The following is a 17,910-nucleotide window of genomic DNA, read 5'->3' as shown; positions in this document are numbered from 1 at the left end:
ATAAAAACCATATCAGGCGTGGCATTGCGTCGCAGGCATGGCTTTGCTATGGGGTAGATGACTGACTGTATAGCCTCCTTTCAATGCTTGATGCATGGCATCTGATATGGTTTTTCAGCGCTTGCCTGAGTCTGTTTATATGCCAGCGAACAGCCCATAGTGCGCCTTCGAATCAGCTGTGACCGGAGGCGATGAGCGCATGTATCACTATGATGACTACGACCGAGCCCTGGTGCGCGAGCGGGTTGCGCAGTTTCGTGATCAGGTTGAACGCCGCCTGAGTGGTGAGCTGACAGAGGAAGAGTTTCTGCCGCTGCGGCTGCAGAATGGCCTGTATATGCAGCGGCACGCCTACATGCTGCGGGTCGCGATACCCTACGGCACCCTGTCGTCGGATCAGTTGCGTGCTCTGGCGCACATCGCCAGCGAATACGACCGGGGCTACGGCCATTTCACCACGCGGCAGAATATCCAGTTCAACTGGATCGAGCTGGAGCAGGTGCCGGACATCCTCGAATGGCTGGCCGATCATGACATGCATGCCATTCAGACCTCGGGCAACTGCGTGCGCAATATCACCACCGAAGCCTTTGCCGGCGTGGCCGCCGATGAGTGGCTGGACCCGCGCCCGCTGGCAGAAATCCTCCGGCAGTGGTCGACCGTCAATCCGGAATTCCTGTTTCTGCCGCGCAAGTTCAAGATCGCGCTGAATGCCTCAGCGGAAGACCGTGCCGCTATTCAGGTGCACGATATCGGTCTGTACATCTATCAGCAGCAAGGTGAATTGAAGCTGCGTGTCATGGTCGGTGGCGGCCTTGGACGTACCCCGATCATTGCCAGACAACTGCGTGATGACCTGTCCTGGCGGGATGTGCTGTCCTACGTCGAGGCGATTCTGCGGGTATACAACCGCCACGGTCGGCGTGACAACAAGTACAAGGCGCGGATCAAGATCCTGGTCAAGGCGCTGGGTATCGACGCCTTTGCCGCGGAAGTGGAACGCGAGTGGGAACAGATCAAGGACGGCCCGGCACGCCTGACGCTGGCCGAGTATGAGCGGGTGGCCGAATCCTTCCAGCGCCCGGCCTATGCCCCGCTGGCAGATGTCGATCTGGAGCATGGTGCCCGGTTGAGTCAGGAGCCGGCGTTTGCCCGCTGGGTCGAGCGCAACGTGATGACGCACAAGGTGTCCGGTTACAGCAACGTGGTGCTCTCGACCAAGCCGGGCCTTGCCGCGCCGCCGGGTGATGTGACGGCCGAACAGATGCGCCTGGTCGCCGACTGGTCGGAGCGCTACGGTTGCGGCGAGATACGCGTCGCACACGAGCAGAACCTGGTATTGCCGGATGTGCCGCGCAGCTATCTGTATGCCCTGTGGCGCGAAGCGCTCGACGTCGGGCTGGCTACCGCCAATATCGGCCTGTTGACCGATGTAATTGCCTGTCCGGGTGGTGACTTCTGTGCACTGGCCAATGCGCGTTCGATCCCCGTTGCCCAGGCGATTCAGGACCGCTTCGAGCGTCTGGATTATCTGCATGACCTGGGCTCACTGAGCCTGAACATTTCCGGCTGCATGAACGCCTGCGGCCATCACCACATCGGCAACATCGGCATTCTTGGGGTCGATAAGAACGGCAGCGAGTGGTACCAGTTGACCCTGGGCGGCAGTCAGGGTCAGCAGGCCGCGCTGGGCAAGGTGATCGGGCCGGCTTTTGCCGCCGATGAAGTACCCGAGGTAATCGAACGTATTGCTCAGGTCTATCTGCAACAACGCGAGGGCGATGAGAACTTTCTGGATACGGTCAATCGTGCCGGCCTGGAGCCCTTCCGTGCCGGGGTGTATCGCAGCGAGGAGGTGTCATCATGATCAACCTGATTCGGTTGCAACAGGACAGCGCGCAGATCATTGTGGACGACCCATGGCAGCTTGTTCGCGGCCCGGAAGACCCGGTGCCGGACACGGCGATTCTGCCCCTGCAACGCTGGCGGGAATTGCACAGCATGGGCGATTTGCAGGGGCAGGAGATCAGCCGTCATGGCCTGCTGCTGCAACCGGATGACGAGCCCGAGACCCTGCTGGACTGGTTGCCGGTGTTACCCCTGATCGCGATCGACTTTCCCAGCTTCCGTGATGGCCGCGGCTACAGCCAGGCCTATCTGCTGCGTACTCGGCTTGGCTGGCAGGGCGAGCTGCGCGCCGTGGGTGATGTGCTGCGTGATCAATTGGCACATATGCGCCAATGCGGCTTCGACAGTTTTGCCGTGCGAGAGGACAAATCGGTAGACGATGCGCTCAAGGGGCTGCAGGGGTTGAGTGTGCTGTACGGGCGCTCGGTGCTTGAACCGCGGCCGCTGTTTCGGCGCAGACAATCCTGAATATGAGCGCCCTGGTGTGTACAGGACTATGCGTGTCGATCTTGGCGAAGGGGCGCCAGCAGAGGTAAATGCCCCCCGCTCATAGCCGCTCCAGTACAGTGGCTACCCCCTGACCGCCGCCAATGCATTGCGTCGCCAGGGCATAGTTGCCACCGGTTCTGTTCAACAGGGCCGCAGCCTTGCCGGTAATACGGGCGCCGGTGGCGCCAAGCGGATGCCCGATCGCCAGGCCGCCGCCGTCCAGATTGATTGTGTCTTCATTCAGGCCTAGCTCCCGGATACAGGCCAGTGCCTGTGACGCGAAAGCCTCGTTGATCTCCACTACATCCAGTGCGTCGGCTTTGATTCCGGCGCGGGCCAACGCCTTGCGCGTGGCCGGGACGGGGCCCAGACCCATCATCGCAGGATCGACGCCCGCCGTGGCTACCGCCATTACGCGCGCCAACGGCGCCAGGCCGTGGCGGTGCGCATAGGCTTCGGTGGTCACCAGCACAACGGCTGCACCATCGGTCAATGGCGAGGACGTTCCGGCGGTAACCACACCATTGGATCGAAATACGGGGGCAAGGCTGGCAAGGGCTTCGAGCGATGTTGCCGGGCGAATGCAGCCGTCTTCTCTGATCAGTTCACCCGAAGGCAGACGAAGCGGAATGATTTCGTCACCCAGCCGGCCTTCCTGACGGGCCGAAGCTGCCTTGCGGTGCGATGCCAGTGCCAGTTTCTCCTGGTCAGTGCGGGTGACCTGGTACAACGAAGCGACATTCTCGGCTGTCTCACCCATGCTGATATAAGCGTCGGTGTGTTCGATCAGCTCCGGGTTGGGTGAAAAGGTCAATCCTCCCTGAGGAACCTGGCTCATGGATTCCACGCCGAAACACAAATAGGCCTCGCCCATGCCGGCCTCAATCTGCGCGACGGCGATGTGCGCCGCCGACATGGATGAGCCGCAGAAACGGTTGACCGTCATACCGCTGAGGCTGTGAGGAAAACCCGCCAGCAGCGAAGCGATTCTTGCCACATTGTTGCCCTGTGGCCCTTCGGGGTAGGCACAGCCGGCAATCACATCCTCGAGTGAGGCGGGATCAATATCCAACTGCTGGGTAAAATCGCGTATCAAATGTGCGGCAAGCGTATCCGGACGCGTGTCTGCCAGGGCCCCTTTGCGGGCAAAGTGAAAGGGACTGCGGGCGTAGGCTGAAATCAAGGCTTTCATGGTATCTCCAGGTTATCTTGGTATGGGTGCTTTGGTGATGTCTCGCGTGCTACCCATGAGCGGTGGTTGTTTCCACGACCCTGGTTGGCATGGGTACTGGCGAGTTCAACCATGTCAGGACGTTGTCGATCATCAGGCGATCGGCCAGGATTCGGTTGTGACCGCCGCTGGACAACCAGAGCGAGTGGGCGGATGAGGCACGCAGGTTTTCCTGCGCATCCGACAGCGGCACGATGGCGTCGTCTGCGGCATGGACCAGAAGAATCGGGGCCGTCATCGAGTCGAGTGCCCGATCGACCCGGTAGCGCTCCAGCGGTTCACCCAGAGCCTGGTTGATCTGCCTGACCATCTGATGCAAAGCGCGCTCGCTGAGCCCCTGGCGCCGGGCCTGCGCGAGGGCATAATCCTCAGCACCACGCGGGGCGCAGATCAGCACTACGCAGTCGGGCTTGAGCCCATAGGCCTCTGTCGCCAGCGCTGTCATTGCCGCGCCGATGGAGTGGGCGATCACTGTGCAGGGCTGCTTGAGTGCAGAGGCTATTTCAGTGATTGATCTGGCCAGGAGGGGGAGTGGCGCGCTTTCGCCATCCGCCTCGCCATGCCCGGGCAGATCAAGAGCGGCTACTCGGTAGCCGGCATCCAGCAGCGGTGCCACGAAACCGCCCATGGCAAAATGATCCCGCTCCCATCCATGGACCAGCAGGACCAGCGGACCCTTGCCTTTGACCCAGAATGGAACCTGAAGGCCATCAACGCTGATTTCTCTGCGCTCGAACCCGCTGAATGCCTCCGCCCAATGCCGTCTGCTGGTATTGGGGCGTGGCTTGAGAAAGGCGCGTGCCCCCAGCGAACCAAAGTAACCGGGCAAAAGCGCCGATATAAAACCCGTCACTGCGGTTGTTGCTTTAATTCCCACATTGCGGATAGCCATTTTTTCGTCCTCTTGCATGTTTAAGGTGTCAGGTCAGAGCGCCTGGGTGAGCCCGGCATGGGCCCGGCTGGCGGTTCCGAGCTGACCGAACTGCCAGCGCGAGACAAGTCAACGCAAGCTCGCGATGGGATGAAAATTGCGTCATGTCCGGTCCGTCTCGTATCTCACTGGAAACTCCTTATATATGTGTATATACACGTTATGGCTTGCAAAAAAAAGCCCGTGGGGGCTCTGTTGCTTGCAGCAAGGTGCTGGCGCTGCAATTGCTCTAGCGAGCGATTCTGGTCAGACCGACCAACGTATCATGGCTTTCCAGCCATTGCTCTTCTCCGAGCCCTTCCCGGTACCTTTTCTGCACGGCTTGCCACAAAGGGTAGGCTTCATCCAGCTTGGCTTTGCCAGTGGGCGTCAACCCGGAAGCGCGTGCACGGTGATGGGCTCCCGCATGAGTCTCGATCAGCCCCTCTTTCTCCAGCAGCTTGAGGTTGCGGGTCAGCGTCGTGCGCTCCATCGCCAACCAGTCTGCCAGCTCGCTGATCGAGCCGGGTGCGCCATAACCTATGGCGACCAGCAAGGTAAACTGGGTGATCCGCAACCCGCTTGGCCGCAATGCCTCGTCGTAGGCACGGGTTATCATGCGATCCGCCATTCGCGCCTTTCGGCACAGGCAATCACGAGCAATGACGGGAAAGATCTGAGCGTTTTTATCGGTCATATAGTGTATATACACACTGAATTTTTGTCTGTCAAATATCGGCTGTTGAAAACACGCGAATAACCCTTGGCAGATGCTGCTCTGGAAGGCGCTTACAACACCAGCCAGGTGAGCAAAACCAGCAATGGAAACACGCCTTGCATCACGGCTGCTCGCAACATCCGTTTGCCGCCGGAAACAAGCAGCACCACCGCGGCGCCCAACATGCTGGCACAACAAAACAGCACCAATGTCTGGCCAACGATCAGGCTGGCAGGCCAATACAGCAGGACCAGGCCGAGCAGTACGCCAATGGCCAGGAACAGGTTGTAGAAACCCTGGTTGAAGGCAAACAAGCGTCTGGCTTCAGCATCTTCTGCCGTGGCTGCGCCGAACCGCTTGTGTACCTGCGGCCGCATGAACCACAGGCTTTCCATGCAAAAAATAAGCACGTGCAATGCTGCGGCAAGAAAGGCTAGAAGCTGAGTGGAAATATGCATGTGAACTCCGTGATCATTGTTTTTTCAACAGCAGCAAGAGTGCCTCTGCCGATCGTCAAGCGCCGCCTGTGGCCACCTCGACCCGGTTTCGTCCGCTATCCTTGCCTGCATACAGCGCAGCGTCTGCACGGACAATACTGTCACTGAGCACTTCACCGCGCCGGTGATGACTGACACCGATACTCATGGTCACCGGTGTGGTCAGGCCGTGCTGCATCCAGTCATGCTCCGCGACGGCGGCACGCACGCGCTCGGCAATCAACTGCGCTTGCTGGGTATCGGTATGTGGTAGCACGGCCAGGAACTCCTCCCCGCCCCAACGGCCGACATAATCCTGCTCACGCAATGTTGCGCTGAGGATCTGGCTGATCTCGCATAACACGCGGTCACCAAAATCATGTCCGTAACGGTCATTGAATTGCTTGAAATAGTCGATATCCATGAGCAAGAAAGCTACGTTCACCGTTTGCCCGGCGTCATCGGTAATGTCACGCTCGGCCAACTCGATCATGTGTCGCCGGTTGAACAGGTGAGTCAGTGGGTCTGTGGTGGCCATGTGACCGAGGATGCGATGAGCCTTTTTGACGGTCGTGATGTAATACAGCGACAAGTAGCTGAACATGATGAATACGCAGGTCAGGTTGAACAGGTAGACACCCAGCAGAGCGCTTTCGGCGATCGGCTGTATCGGCTCGACAAAGCGCATGGTCGTATTCAGCCCGACATAGAACAGCCATAAAGCAAACACCGCGATGCTGGCCGAGCGCAGGCTGTGGTTGCCGGCATACAGGGCCGGAATGAACATCAGCAGGTAGTAGTAGAAGCCGCTGTCCCAGCCGATCAGCAGCGTGCCCAGCGCGGCATGCACGATCACCTCTACCCATATCAGCAGCACGGCCAGGCGATTGTGGCGGTGTTTCAAAGCCCAGTAGGCGATGACGTACATGCCCACACTGAGCACGTTGATCCAGGCCAGAATAGGGGAGCCAAGGTAATGGAAAATAAAGAAAAAGGCGACATCCACACTGCCTGCCATCAGGCAGCAACGCATGCTCATCAACCAGAACTGCGAGCGTGGCTCATCCACTCGACGGCGTGCTTCCATGTGCTTGGCTGCTCCCTGAAGCGATTATGCTGTTTCCAGCAACATTAACCTTATTCCAGCCCGGCATACAGCAGAATCCACAGTGGATATTTCCCCCTATGGGCTTTTTGCAACCTGTGTACGCTACGTTAAATGGCGTATGGTCCGCGGCCCACAGCGCCATAGAATGGGCTCATGAATGTTGCGGTTTGAGGGGGAGGCATGCAGAAAGTCGGTACGATTCAGTCCATCTGGCGTTACCCGGTCAAGGGCATGGCCGGTGAAAGCCTGTCGCAATGCCGGCTGGGTGCGGGTGGCATCACGGGAGACCGGACCTGGGCGGTGCAGGATTGTCAGCGGCAAGAAATCCAGAGCTGCAAGTTTCGCCCGGGTCTGTTGCAGTACCGAGCCCGGCAACGGCTGAACGAGCAGGGCGAGTTAACCGGGGCTGTGGAGATCACCTTCCCCGATGGCAGCGTGCTTGCGAGCGGCAATCCGGCTATTGATCAGCAGATCTCCAGCGCTATTGGCCATGCCAGTGCCTTGCAGGCATTACGGCCGTTCGCCGACGATGCCGGGTTCTATCGACGTTACAAGGCCGATGCCACGACCTGGCTGCAGGAGCTGAAAGCCACTTTTGACCGCGAGCCCGGCGAACCCTTGCCGGACCTGGATAATCTGCCTGCCGAGATGCAGGAGTATGTGGCGTTACCCGGCACCTTTTTTCTTGTCTCACCAATGCATATCCTGACCACCGCCAGCCTGCAGCATATGCAATCGATCAACCCTGCGGCTGATTGGCATGTGGAGCGGTTTCGGCCGAATCTGGTGATCGAGTCGCTGCCGGGTATGCAGGGTCTGGTTGAACAGTCCTGGCTGGGTAAACAGATGCGCATTGGCAATATCACCATTGATTGCGCCGGTCCTGCGCCGCGCTGTGGCGCGGTAACCCGGGCCCAGAGCCAGCTGGGCGATGATAAAAGTATTCTGCGCAGCATTGTCCGTGAGGCAGAACAAAACCTTGGCATCTATGGGGCAATCGATGGAGAGGATCTGATACGCGTGGGTGACGAGGTGCTGGTTTTCTGAGCTGCTGCACAACATTCTCGAAGCCCGGTTGTTGCTGGCGCACTGCGGTGACTTTTTCAGAGGCTACCCAGCACCAATTGCTTGCTTTCCCACCCCCGAATGTTTGCCTGTCTCTGCTAGTCTGTGAGATTGATCATTATCCATCGCATTCAGACCCAGCAGAGAGGCATCCATGTCAGAAGACAAACGCCGCCGGCACTCATCCCCGGTTGTAGATGGGCTCGGCAAATCAGCCAGTCGCGCCATGTTGCGCGCCGTGGGTTTTACCGACGAAGACTTTCGCAAGCCGCAGGTGGGTATTGCCTCCACCTGGAGCAACCTGACGCCCTGCAATATGCACATCAACCGGCTGGCGGAAGAATCGGCAGCCGGAGCGGATGAGGCCGGTGGCAAGTCGCTGATTTTCAATACCATCACCGTATCGGACGGCATTGCCAATGGCACCGAGGGGATGAAGTATTCGCTGGTCTCCCGCGAAGTGATTGCCGACTCGATTGAAACCGTTGCCGGCTGCGAGGGCTTTGACGGGCTGGTGGCCATTGGGGGCTGTGACAAAAACATGCCCGGCTGCCTGATGGGGCTGGCGCGACTCAACCGTCCGGCAGTATTCGTCTATGGCGGCACCATCATGCCGGGTGACAACCACACCGACATTATTTCCGTTTTCGAGGCTGTTGGCGCCCACGCCCAGGGCAAGATGGACCTGATCGAGCTCAAGCAGATCGAAGAAACCGCCATCCCCGGCCCCGGCTCTTGCGGCGGCATGTATACCGCCAACACCATGGCGTCGGCGATTGAGGCCATGGGCATGAGCCTGCCGGGATGCTCGGCGCAGAATGCGGTATCCGATACCAAGGTGGCCGACTGCCGGGCTGCCGGTGCCGCTGTGCTGCATCTGCTGGATTGCGATATCAAACCCTCCGACATCATGACCCGCAAAGCCTTCGAGAACGCGATTACTGTAGTCATCGCCCTCGGTGGCTCGACCAATGCCGTGCTGCACCTGTTGGCCATGGCCAGCACTGTCGGCGTCGAGCTAGCGCTGGAAGATTTTGCCGAGATCGGCAAGCGCGTCCCGGTGCTCGCGGATTTGCGCCCCAGTGGTCACTACATGATGTCGGAACTGGTCGCCATTGGCGGCATTCAGCCACTGATCAAGTTGCTGCTGGCGCGGGGACTGGTGCATGGCGATTGTCTGACGGTAACCGGCAAGACGCTGGCCGAGAACCTGGCCGATGTTGCCCCCTACCCAGAAGGTCAGGACATCATTCATGCCTTCGACAACCCGATCAAAGCCGACAGCCACCTGCGCATTTTGTACGGCAACCTCGCCCCGACCGGTGCGGTAGCAAAAATCACCGGCAAGGAAGGCACCCATTTTGTCGGCCGGGCGCGGGTGTTTCATTCGGAAGAAGAAGCCCAGGAACGGATTCTGGATGGTTCGGTGGTGGCCGGCGATGTGCTGGTCATTCGCTACGAAGGCCCCAAGGGCGGCCCCGGCATGCGCGAAATGCTCACCCCCACCTCAGCCATCATGGGCAAGGGCCTGGGTAGCGATGTAGCCTTGATCACCGACGGCCGTTTTTCCGGAGGCAGTCACGGTTTCGTGGTCGGGCACATTACGCCTGAAGCCGCCGATGGCGGCCCGATCGCCCTGGTGGAAGACGGCGACACCATTACCATTGATGCGGTGGCCAATCGCATTGAACTGGACGTCTCCGAGCAGGAGCTGGATCGCCGGCGCCAGGCCTGGCAGGCGCCGGCCCCGCGATATACCCGCGGGGTATTGGCGAAGTATGCACGCACCGTGGGTTCGGCTTCCGAGGGGGCGGTGACGGATTTGATGCCCTCGTAAACCACGAAGGTGTCACATCGGCCGGTTTTTGTCAGGGTGTGACACCTTACCTCGCGGGTTTTGAAGCAAGCAGGAAGTCAGTAACAGGAGTTCGGCGAGGTGTCGGGATTGATCTCGCCGGCCACTTCATCCGGGTCTATCCCGTGATCCAGCAGCACCTCACGCACGAAATTGATCTGCTCAAGAATTCTGCCGGCATCGTCGCCGTATTCGAAACGGGTGACATCGACCGGCTGTGGCATAAAGGTAAAGGCTGTTTTCAGGGCTGTCAGGGTATCGTTGTCAGACATAATGCGTCCTCATTGGATAGGGCGATTTGAAACCGGGGGACCGGTAATAATTGGTAGTGCTAACCTATCACCCGCAGAATAAGCAGTGCGACCCTTCAGCAGCCTGACAGATGTCCAGGCATTCGGGAAATCAGGATCAGCATGCAACCCATTGTTTATCAGGGTGTTGAAGCCCTCAGTTTTCGACAGATTGACGACATGAACGGCTTGGCGAAGGGAACGGCTTTTCGGTTGTTCAAGCGTTGTCGAGATCAGCTTGAAGAGGGGCGGGATTACTATTACCTGCCGGATGCGTCGCATGGCGATTTTATCGAGTCGCTCAAGGTGGCAGGCAGTATTTACCTGACGACCCGTCATCTGGTGTTGGTTACCCGTGTTGGGTATGAGCGGATGCAGGGTTTGAAAGGGCGGGAAAACGTAGCCAATGAATGAAGTGGGTGCTTTGCACGGCTTTTTGCGGTGGCGTGGAGGCAGAATTGGCTCGAGCCGTTGCACGGACAGGATTGGCTGCGAATCGCTTTGGCGATTCTTGGGGCTTTGCCCCGTCGCGTTGCTCCGCCCAAATCGCTGGCGCGATTTGTCGAACGACAGGTTCTCTTCTGCCGTCGGATACACCTATCAAATAAAAAAGCCCAGCATCGCTGGGCTTTTTTATTTGACTGGCGCACCCGACAGGATTCGAACCTGTGACCCCCGCCTTCGGAGGGCGAGAAATGCCCCCGGTCTAGAGCCTTCTGTTTTCATAAGTTACTGATTTTCAAGTAATCGTTGTTTTTTGTTGTTTGCGTTTGTTCGCTATTGTAGCTAGGATTTAGTAACAGATCAGTAACACGTTTTTGTGTTACTGGCAGGCGAGCAGAGGCCCATCATGGCAAAGCAAAAGAGCATAACCAGTATCACCGACGCAAGGGCAGCCAAGCACCTGGAGCAGTCACAGGAACGGGCAACGCTGTGGTGCGACAAGCTGACCGGCTTGTACCTGATTAAGCTAAAGCGCGGTGGCGCGTGGCGTTATCGTTACACTGATGCGCTCGGCAAGGTGCGCACTTATACCATTGGCAAGTACCCCGCCATGCCACCCGTGGAAGCCTCGGCACGCGCTTACAAGCTAATCAGCGAAGGTGCCGACCCTTTACATGAACAGCGACAGAATCAGCACCAGCGCCGCACAGAGGCGCTACAGGCAGAGCAGCGTACCCTTGCCAGCTACTTGGCTGGCGGTTATGCCGTGCGGATGGCTGCATGGGGTGATTCAGCGGCAAAGATGACAGCGGGCAGACTGAAAAAGCATTTTTCCGACCTGCTGCCCCGTGATCTGGCCAGCATAACCAAGCACGACATAATCAAGTGGGTGCAAGACAACGCCAGCTTGGCCAGGACCACACACCGCCGAGTGTATGGCGCATTGCAGGCGCTGCTGAATGCTGCTGTGGAAGATGACGTGCTGGAGGCAAACCCAATCAAGGGTTATAAGTTGCCGTTGCTGAATGCTGATGATCTGGAGCGTGAATCAGAGGACCCCGGCAAGGCCAAGCGCCGAGCAATGACAGACGACGAGCAGGGCGCAATCCTGAACGGGCTGGATCAGTTCGCGGAAGAGATACGGGCCGAACGCCGCAACAGTCGCAAGCGTGGCAAGCCTGACCTGTTTGATCTAGACCAGGTGGAGTACCCGCACTGGTTTATTCCGTTCTGCCTGCTGGCGCTGCATACCGGGCTTGCACCAAGTGACTTGTACAGCTTGAAGTGGGATCAATTGAATGTGCAATTTGGGGTGCTGCGAAAGTACCGCCACAAGACGATTCACCTGCTACGGAATGACCGCGAACCGGCGCAGTTAAGTATCAGCCTTAATCAAGACATTCGAGCAGTGATGAAAGCCTGGCAGCGGGAGCACATGGACGTGATAGGGATCAGCGCCAACCCTAAAGACTTGGTGTTTCCACCCAAGCGCGTGGCGTCACAACGCGACCGCAAAGCGCATTTGCGGCACTGGGAGCGAGTCAAGGCGCTGGGAGGCGTCACCGATGATCTGGACTTCTACGGCTTGCGGCATAACTTTATCAGCCGCTTGGTAATGGCTGGCGTGCCGTTGCTGCTGGTGGCGCAGCTTGTGGGCCACAAATCAGCGCAGATGATAGAGCGGCACTATGCGCACCTATGCCCGACCAAGGCAGAACAGGCAATGAATATCGTTGCTGACCAGATTGCAGCAGCGCAGAAAGTCCGACAGGGTTCGGGTGTGGTGGGTACCAGCGCATGAAGTCGCCCGAGTACTACTTACAAAACGACGTTATCACCCGGCACGCAATGAAGCGGACCGGCCTAAGTTTTGATGCGCTGATGACCACCCGCCTAGAACTGCCCAGCGATGCCCCCCAGCGCATAGGTGGCTGGCTGGTGTGTTGGTCCGGCACCCTTGCCCCAGAGCATATTGCACCGATGCGTGATTTTGCCATTTTGCGCTGGTACTACTCCCCGGAATCAAACCGGCCAGAGCTTGCTGCCTGGAAGGAGGCGGCCAGCAGCTTTCTACGAGAAGCGGGCAAAAACACCTTTGTCGATGATGGTGCAGCAGTGCAGGGAGGTAGGGAGACGGGAGCAGCTATTACAAACATTAAAGCAAAGGCGGCTGCCGCTGAGCGGATAAAAAAAGCTGCGAGAATATGGCGCGAACTAGAGCAGACAGGAAGGCCGGAGCGAGAGCGCGTGGCCGTTATTGCCGCAAGAATGGGAGGCGCTAAGCCGGACACAATTCGGCGCTGGTTAAAAAAAGCGGGATTGCGCTAACCGCGACTAATACCGCGTGTGGAGGATGAGGAATCACCAACGGACAACAACGGTGATTTTCATGCAATCTCAATCAACCATTCAGCAGGCGTTCTACCGTCCGGCTGACGCTTGTAAATATCTAGGCATTGGCCGTACCAAGCTGCACGAACTGGCCGAGTATGACGCCAGTTTCCCCCGCAAAGTTCGCATATCAAACCGCTGTGTCGGATGGACGAAAGTTCAGCTAGATGCGTGGCTTGAATCAAAGCAGCGGGAGGCTTGCGGACAATGAAAAAAGAAAAGGCCACCCCGAAGAGCAGCCCTAAAGATACGCGCAGCAATTATAGCAAAAACGCCGGGGAGATGCGCCCATGACCGCCCTGCCCTGCACTTTCCATGCTGACGGTTCCACAAGTCTGACGCCGGATCTGGACCAGGCGCGCGCTTTCCTGGACTGGCTCGGAGCCTGGGAAACCCGTTTCACGTTCCAAACCTTTGCCGACACCGAGGAGGCCAAAGCCGAGGACAAGCGCCGCGAGAAGGCAAAAAAGCCGCCAATGTATGCGCGCCTGCTGCATGGCACACTTGAGCAGCACGCCGCCGAGCTGGAGCGCCTGAACAACGCCGGGGCCGGTGTGTTTGTGACCGTGAATGAAACCGACCTGCAAGGTCGAGAGGTTCACAACGTCAAGCGCGTGCGTGCTGTATTCGCTGACACTGACGGCGCGCCTCTGGAGCCAATACAGGCATTCAAGCTGGCACCGTCCGGCCTTGTGGAATCAAGCCCGGAGAGCTGGCACCCTTACTGGCTGTGCTCGGAGCTGCCCCTGGACAAGTTCAAGGGCGTGCAATGGAAAATTGCCGAGCTGTTCAAGACTGACAAGGCAGTGAACGACCTGCCCCGCGTGATGCGCCTGCCGGGCTACTGGCACCGCAAGGCCGAGCCATTCAAGGTCCGCATCATTGGCGAGCTTAACGGCAACGAATACAGCGCGGAACAGATCCTGGAGGCGTTCCCGCCCCTGAGCAAGACACCAAGCCACAAGATTGCCCGCAGCACAGCCAAGGCGCAGCCGGAGCTTAACCAGTACGCCGCAGAGCCGCCCCAGACGCCCAGCAAGCCACAAACCACAAGCAGCGCGGCACAGCCATTGACCAAGCACAGCAAGACGCTGGCGGGACTGTCAGAGCATGTATGCCGTCAACTGCTGGACGGCGTAGCAGAGGGCAGCCGCTCGGATGCCATTTTCGGCGTAGCAAAGGATCTGATAAAGCTGGGCCTGAGGGATGACCAGGTGGCCGAGATCCTGACTGAACCGACCTATGGCCTATCCGCCAAAGCCTACGAAGGCGGACGCGGAGCACGCGCCCAGGCAATCGGCTGGACCCTTGACCATACGGTGAAGAACGCCCGCGCGGATCTGGACGCGGAGCTTGCCGAGTTCAACGACAACACACCCGCCGCCGCCGACATATTCGGCAACCTTGAGCCGCCCGCGTTCCCGGTGGATCTGCTGCCGCCGCCTGTGGCCGCGTATGCGCGCGACCAGGGCGAACTTATAGGCGTGGACCCTGCCGTTATCGGCATGGCTGCCCTGGGCGCTATAGCAGGCTGCATTGATGACCGGGTGAAGATCCAACCGAAGCGCCATGACCCAACATGGACAGAATCGGCGCGCCTATGGGTGGGCATCATTGGCGACCCGTCCGCGAAAAAGTCACCCGGCATAAGCAAGGCGCTGGGACATGTCCGCAAGATTGCCGCCAAGTGGCGGGAGGACTACGCCAAAGCCCTGGCCAAGTGGCAAGAGGAATGCGATGAACTGACCAAGGAGAACAAGAAAGCCGCACTACCGCCAGCGCCCCCGCTTAAACGACTGACCGCCAGTGATGTGACCGTTGAAAAGCTGGGCGACATTCTGAGCAAGTGCGAGCCGCGTGGCATCCTGATTGACCGTGATGAAATGACCGGGTGGCTGGCAAGCATGGACGCTTACAAGGCCGGGAGCGGTGGCAAGGACAAGGCCGCATGGCTGGAAGCCTACAACGGTGGCGGCATGGAAATTGACCGCATCAATCGCGGTTCTCTGTGGGTAGAGAACTGGAGCGCGTGCGTAGTGGGCGGCATTCAGCCCCAGGTTATCCAGGAGTACGCACACGCCACAAACCATGATGGAATGCTGCAACGGTTCCTGCTGATACACGCGGCACCCGCCAGGCGCGGCAAAGACCGTTACCCCGACATGGACGCCAAAAACACTTATACGGATCTGCTGGAGCAGATAGTAGGCATTAAGGCCGGAGAGCATAGCGTGGTGAAGCTGTCAGAGGGCGCGCACAAGGTCCGGGAGGCGTTCAACGACAAGCTGCACCGGGCTGTGCTTTCGATGCCCAACAAGCATCTGACGGCCATGCTGGGCAAGTGGGAAGGCACCTTTGCTCGGCTGCTGCTGACCTACCACGTTGCAGAATGCGCCCAGTGGCAAGAGTACCCGACCGACAACCAGGTAAAGGAAGACACCGCGCAGCGTGTATCGGATCTGCTGTGGCGCGTACTGCTGCCCCATGCGGTGAAGTTTTATGATGGGCTGGACCCTATCGACAGCAACGCCCGCGCCCTGGCTGGCCTACTGCTGGCGCGCGGATGGGAGCGATTCACACCCAAGCGAGACCTGCATAACAACATGCTGGCCTATCGGAAGATGAGGGACTGGGAGAGGGAGGAAATGCTGGACCGTCTGGAAGCATACGGCTGGATCTGGCCGGAGCCTGGCGGACGCCTGAACGAGCGCGGAAAGCCGGTGGCCTACTGCGTAAACCAAACCATTCACGAGCGATTCAAGGCCAGCGCCGAAGCCGAACGGGAACGCCGGGCAGAGGTGGCGCGAATAATGGCGGACCTGAAAGCCGGGTGACGCCCTCACAATCCACAACATGCCCGGCCATAGCGCAGGGTTTTTTATGCAATGTAGAGGATGTAGCACGCGCGCGCGTAGCAGTTACAAGAACAAAAGGAGAGTAATACAGGGAGAGAGAGAAAATGCCTTAACGTCACGGGCGCGCGTACTACATTATCTACATTTTGTGGGAATACAGCCTAGAACCAGCCGCACAACCCGCAACCCCGCCCGCCAGTACCCTATCGAACATAAACCCCCCGCCTTGTGTAGGCGTACTATATTAATCGTAACTAATTGAAAGTTATTGTATTTGTTCGCGCTTGTTCGTTCTGTGTTACCAATCTGTTACCAAAAGCGGCAAAATTAGGCATAAGATTGACCAGAGATAGCACCCCATTATGCCCCGATTGTCCGCACCGCCTGACCGCTTCTCACAAAACTGGCTCCAGTCACTGGATGGCCGGACCAGCATTGCCCAGGTTATGCGCGAACGCTGGCAGCAGTTCACCGATGACCTGGGTGGATCTGACCGTCTGAGCTATGCCCAGCGCAGTCTGGTAGAGCGTGCGCTCTGGCTTGAGTATTGGATGCAGCAGCAAGAACAGGCGCTGGCCGCTGGTGGTGACTTCGATGTGGGCAAGTGGACACAAGCGGCAAACAGCCTTCAAGGGATCTGCGCCAAGCTGGGACTGGAGCGCCAGGCGCGTGATGTGCCGGATCTGGCCGACTACCTGAAAGCGAAGGCCGCCCAATGATTACCATCCGCGACCTGATGACAGACTCGGCATTGTTTGGGGATCAGTTCGCGGGTGATTCATTCACGGCATGGCGTGCGCTGCTAGGCGGGTTTTACGGGCTAGAACTGGATGCTATCGAGGCGGAGGCATTCCATACCCTGACAGACCGCCAACCGCCAACGGTCGCACTGAATGAGCTGTGGCTGGTCATTGGCCGCAGAGGTGGCAAGAGCGCAGCCGCTGCCCTGCTGGCCGTGTTTGAGGCTGTATTCAATGACCACCGCGACAAGCTGGCACCGGGTGAGGTGGCCACGGTGATGGTCATTGCCGCAGACCGTAAGCAGGCGCGGGCAGTGATGCGTTACGTCCGGGGACTGCTGGCCCATCCCATGCTGACCCGCTATGTGGTCCGCGATCAGGCCGAAAGCATAGAGCTGGCCAACCGCTGCGCCATTGAAGTGATGACAGCCAGCCACCGCAGCACACGGGGTTACACTGCCGCTTGTGTTATCTGCGATGAAATAGCCTTTTGGTATAGCGACGGGGCCAACCCTGACCGCGAGATTCTAAACGCGGTTCGTCCTTCACTGGCGACCCTGGGCGGCAAGCTGATTGCACTATCAAGCCCGTATGCCCGACGCGGGGTGCTGTGGAATGCGTACAAGCGACAGTACGGCAAGGAAGGTAGCGTACTGGTGGCCCAAGCCCCTAGCCGACTGATGAACCCCACACTGCCCGAATCCGTTGTGCAGGAAGCCTACGCCGATGACCCGGTATCAGCAGCAGCCGAGTACGGGGCCGAGTTCCGCACTGACGTTGAATCATTCGTATCCGTTGAGGCCGTGGACGCCTGCACACGCCCAGGGCAAGTAGAACTGCCCCCTGCTACTGGCATGACCTATACCGCGTTTGTGGACCCGTCCGGGGGTGTGGCTGATGCCTTCACTCTGGCCATAGGGCACAGAGACGGAAACACCGCTGTCATTGATTGCGCCCGAGCTATTAAGCCCCCATTCAGCCCTGAAGCTGTGGTGGCCGAATACTGCGCCCTGCTGAAGTCCTATCGAGTCAGCCGGGTAACTGGTGACGCCTACGCCGGGGAGTGGCCACGGGAGCAGTTCCGCAAGCACGGCATCCAGTACGACAAGAGCAGCCGCAACCGCTCGGAGCTATACCGCGATCTGCTGCCCCTGTTAAACAGCGGACAAGTAGAGCTGCCACCGCTGCCGGTACTGCACCAACAGCTTGTGGGACTGGAGCGCCGGACCAGCCGGGGCGGACGGGATTCAATCGACCATGCCCCAGGCGGCCACGATGACTTGGCCAATGCTGTGGCGGGCTGTGCTGTGCATATCGGCACCCGAAACACCTATGACCTGTCAGCCTGGGCCGATGGGTTTTCATTCCCAACGTGAGCACTCAACCATGACGACATACCACAACCTGAAGCAAGAATACGCAAAGCTACG

At 58.7% G+C, this 17,910-nt stretch carries 17 protein-coding genes; 11 read left to right on the top strand and 6 right to left on the bottom strand.

Annotated features, from left to right (window positions below):
- The first annotated feature begins 199 nt into the window (after positions 1-199).
- On the top strand, positions 200-1,867 hold the full coding sequence (locus BLU07_RS14520; protein ID WP_092388259.1) for a nitrite/sulfite reductase: 1,668 nt from the start codon (positions 200-202) through the stop codon (positions 1,865-1,867).
- Positions 1,864-2,376, top strand: a complete 513-nt coding sequence (locus BLU07_RS14515) for a DUF934 domain-containing protein (protein ID WP_092388256.1) — start codon at positions 1,864-1,866, stop codon at positions 2,374-2,376. Before BLU07_RS14520 ends, BLU07_RS14515 begins: the two co-directional genes overlap by 4 nt.
- A 79-nt stretch (positions 2,377-2,455) precedes the next feature.
- Here BLU07_RS14515 and BLU07_RS14510 read toward each other — a convergent pair whose 3' ends face one another.
- The 5 genes from BLU07_RS14510 to BLU07_RS14490 form a co-directional block, all read right to left on the bottom strand.
- A complete protein-coding gene (locus tag BLU07_RS14510) occupies positions 2,456-3,589 on the bottom strand; it encodes a thiolase family protein (RefSeq protein WP_092388253.1) in 1,134 nt (377 codons plus the stop codon).
- Positions 3,590-3,638: 49 nt separating this feature from the next.
- Positions 3,639-4,481 carry an alpha/beta hydrolase gene (locus tag BLU07_RS14505; RefSeq protein WP_157719211.1) on the bottom strand — a complete coding sequence of 281 codons (843 nt, stop codon included), beginning with the start codon at positions 4,479-4,481 and terminating at the stop codon, positions 3,639-3,641.
- 307 nt (positions 4,482-4,788) lie between these two features.
- Entirely contained in the window at positions 4,789-5,157 is a 369-nt protein-coding gene (locus BLU07_RS14500; RefSeq protein WP_197675016.1) for a MarR family winged helix-turn-helix transcriptional regulator, read from the bottom strand.
- Positions 5,158-5,327: 170 nt separating this feature from the next.
- Positions 5,328-5,714, bottom strand: coding sequence for a DUF1304 domain-containing protein (locus BLU07_RS14495; RefSeq protein WP_092388244.1), 387 nt, complete (start codon positions 5,712-5,714; stop codon positions 5,328-5,330).
- A gap of 55 nt (positions 5,715-5,769) precedes the next feature.
- On the bottom strand, positions 5,770-6,819 hold the full coding sequence (locus BLU07_RS14490) for a GGDEF domain-containing protein (RefSeq protein WP_092388241.1): 1,050 nt from the start codon (positions 6,817-6,819) through the stop codon (positions 5,770-5,772).
- A 201-nt stretch (positions 6,820-7,020) separates the two neighbouring features.
- On the opposite strand from BLU07_RS14490, the gene BLU07_RS14485 reads away from it, so the two are divergent.
- Complete coding sequence (locus BLU07_RS14485) at positions 7,021-7,887, top strand: MOSC domain-containing protein (protein WP_092388237.1); 867 nt, start codon at positions 7,021-7,023, stop codon at positions 7,885-7,887.
- Between the two features lie 172 nt (positions 7,888-8,059).
- The gene (gene ilvD, locus BLU07_RS14480; protein WP_092388234.1) at positions 8,060-9,742 is read left to right on the top strand and encodes a dihydroxy-acid dehydratase; all 1,683 of its coding nucleotides are present in this window, start codon (positions 8,060-8,062) and stop codon (positions 9,740-9,742) included.
- Positions 9,743-9,819: 77 nt separating this feature from the next.
- Here ilvD and BLU07_RS14475 read toward each other — a convergent pair whose 3' ends face one another.
- Entirely contained in the window at positions 9,820-10,032 is a 213-nt protein-coding gene (locus BLU07_RS14475; protein ID WP_092388231.1) for a penicillin-binding protein, read from the bottom strand.
- A 141-nt stretch (positions 10,033-10,173) separates the two neighbouring features.
- Between BLU07_RS14475 and BLU07_RS14470 the strand changes: the two genes are divergently transcribed.
- The 7 genes from BLU07_RS14470 (at position 10,174) to BLU07_RS14435 (ending at position 17,856) form a co-directional block, all read left to right on the top strand.
- Positions 10,174-10,464 carry a hypothetical protein gene (locus BLU07_RS14470; RefSeq protein ID WP_092388228.1) on the top strand — a complete coding sequence of 97 codons (291 nt, stop codon included), beginning with the start codon at positions 10,174-10,176 and terminating at the stop codon, positions 10,462-10,464.
- Between the two features lie 436 nt (positions 10,465-10,900).
- Entirely contained in the window at positions 10,901-12,295 is a 1,395-nt protein-coding gene (locus tag BLU07_RS14460; protein ID WP_092388225.1) for a tyrosine-type recombinase/integrase, read from the top strand.
- Positions 12,292-12,822 (top strand): hypothetical protein, encoded by a 531-nt coding sequence (locus tag BLU07_RS14455; protein ID WP_092388222.1) that lies wholly within the window; start codon positions 12,292-12,294, stop codon positions 12,820-12,822. The genes BLU07_RS14460 and BLU07_RS14455 overlap by 4 nt, the downstream gene beginning before the upstream one ends.
- A gap of 25 nt (positions 12,823-12,847) precedes the next feature.
- Complete coding sequence (locus tag BLU07_RS18085) at positions 12,848-13,096, top strand: helix-turn-helix transcriptional regulator (RefSeq protein WP_407920079.1); 249 nt, start codon at positions 12,848-12,850, stop codon at positions 13,094-13,096.
- Between the two features lie 79 nt (positions 13,097-13,175).
- Positions 13,176-15,719: a DUF3987 domain-containing protein gene (locus tag BLU07_RS14445; protein WP_197675015.1), complete on the top strand. Its 2,544-nt coding sequence runs from the start codon at positions 13,176-13,178 to the stop codon at positions 15,717-15,719.
- Positions 15,720-16,102: 383 nt separating this feature from the next.
- Complete coding sequence (locus tag BLU07_RS14440; protein ID WP_092388217.1) at positions 16,103-16,459, top strand: hypothetical protein; 357 nt, start codon at positions 16,103-16,105, stop codon at positions 16,457-16,459.
- Complete coding sequence (locus BLU07_RS14435; protein WP_092388214.1) at positions 16,456-17,856, top strand: hypothetical protein; 1,401 nt, start codon at positions 16,456-16,458, stop codon at positions 17,854-17,856. Before BLU07_RS14440 ends, BLU07_RS14435 begins: the two co-directional genes overlap by 4 nt.
- The last annotated feature ends 54 nt before the right edge of the window (positions 17,857-17,910 follow it).

Origin of the sequence: Halopseudomonas salegens (genome assembly GCF_900105655.1) — a bacterium.
Lineage (GTDB): Bacteria > Pseudomonadota > Gammaproteobacteria > Pseudomonadales > Pseudomonadaceae > Halopseudomonas > Halopseudomonas salegens.
This window is presented reverse-complemented; position numbering and strand designations above follow the sequence as displayed.

Excerpts from the sequence above, each read along its gene's own strand:
- BLU07_RS14455 (WP_092388222.1), top strand. The coding sequence starts at position 12,292 with ATGAAGTCGCCCGAGTACTACTTACAAAACGACGTTATCACCCGGCAC.
- BLU07_RS14445 (WP_197675015.1), top strand. The coding sequence starts at position 13,176 with ATGACCGCCCTGCCCTGCACTTTCCATGCTGACGGTTCCACAAGTCTG.
- BLU07_RS14515 (WP_092388256.1), top strand. The coding sequence starts at position 1,864 with ATGATCAACCTGATTCGGTTGCAACAGGACAGCGCGCAGATCATTGTG.
- BLU07_RS14485 (WP_092388237.1), top strand. The coding sequence starts at position 7,021 with ATGCAGAAAGTCGGTACGATTCAGTCCATCTGGCGTTACCCGGTCAAG.
- BLU07_RS14520 (WP_092388259.1), top strand. The coding sequence starts at position 200 with ATGTATCACTATGATGACTACGACCGAGCCCTGGTGCGCGAGCGGGTT.
- BLU07_RS14510 (WP_092388253.1), bottom strand. The coding sequence starts at position 3,589 with ATGAAAGCCTTGATTTCAGCCTACGCCCGCAGTCCCTTTCACTTTGCC.
- BLU07_RS14460 (WP_092388225.1), top strand. The coding sequence starts at position 10,901 with ATGGCAAAGCAAAAGAGCATAACCAGTATCACCGACGCAAGGGCAGCC.
- BLU07_RS18085 (WP_407920079.1), top strand. The coding sequence starts at position 12,848 with ATGAGGAATCACCAACGGACAACAACGGTGATTTTCATGCAATCTCAA.
- BLU07_RS14500 (WP_197675016.1), bottom strand. The coding sequence starts at position 5,157 with ATGATAACCCGTGCCTACGACGAGGCATTGCGGCCAAGCGGGTTGCGG.
- ilvD (WP_092388234.1), top strand. The coding sequence starts at position 8,060 with ATGTCAGAAGACAAACGCCGCCGGCACTCATCCCCGGTTGTAGATGGG.
- BLU07_RS14495 (WP_092388244.1), bottom strand. The coding sequence starts at position 5,714 with ATGCATATTTCCACTCAGCTTCTAGCCTTTCTTGCCGCAGCATTGCAC.
- BLU07_RS14475 (WP_092388231.1), bottom strand. The coding sequence starts at position 10,032 with ATGTCTGACAACGATACCCTGACAGCCCTGAAAACAGCCTTTACCTTT.
- BLU07_RS14440 (WP_092388217.1), top strand. The coding sequence starts at position 16,103 with ATGCCCCGATTGTCCGCACCGCCTGACCGCTTCTCACAAAACTGGCTC.
- BLU07_RS14490 (WP_092388241.1), bottom strand. The coding sequence starts at position 6,819 with ATGGAAGCACGCCGTCGAGTGGATGAGCCACGCTCGCAGTTCTGGTTG.
- BLU07_RS14470 (WP_092388228.1), top strand. The coding sequence starts at position 10,174 with ATGCAACCCATTGTTTATCAGGGTGTTGAAGCCCTCAGTTTTCGACAG.
- BLU07_RS14435 (WP_092388214.1), top strand. The coding sequence starts at position 16,456 with ATGATTACCATCCGCGACCTGATGACAGACTCGGCATTGTTTGGGGAT.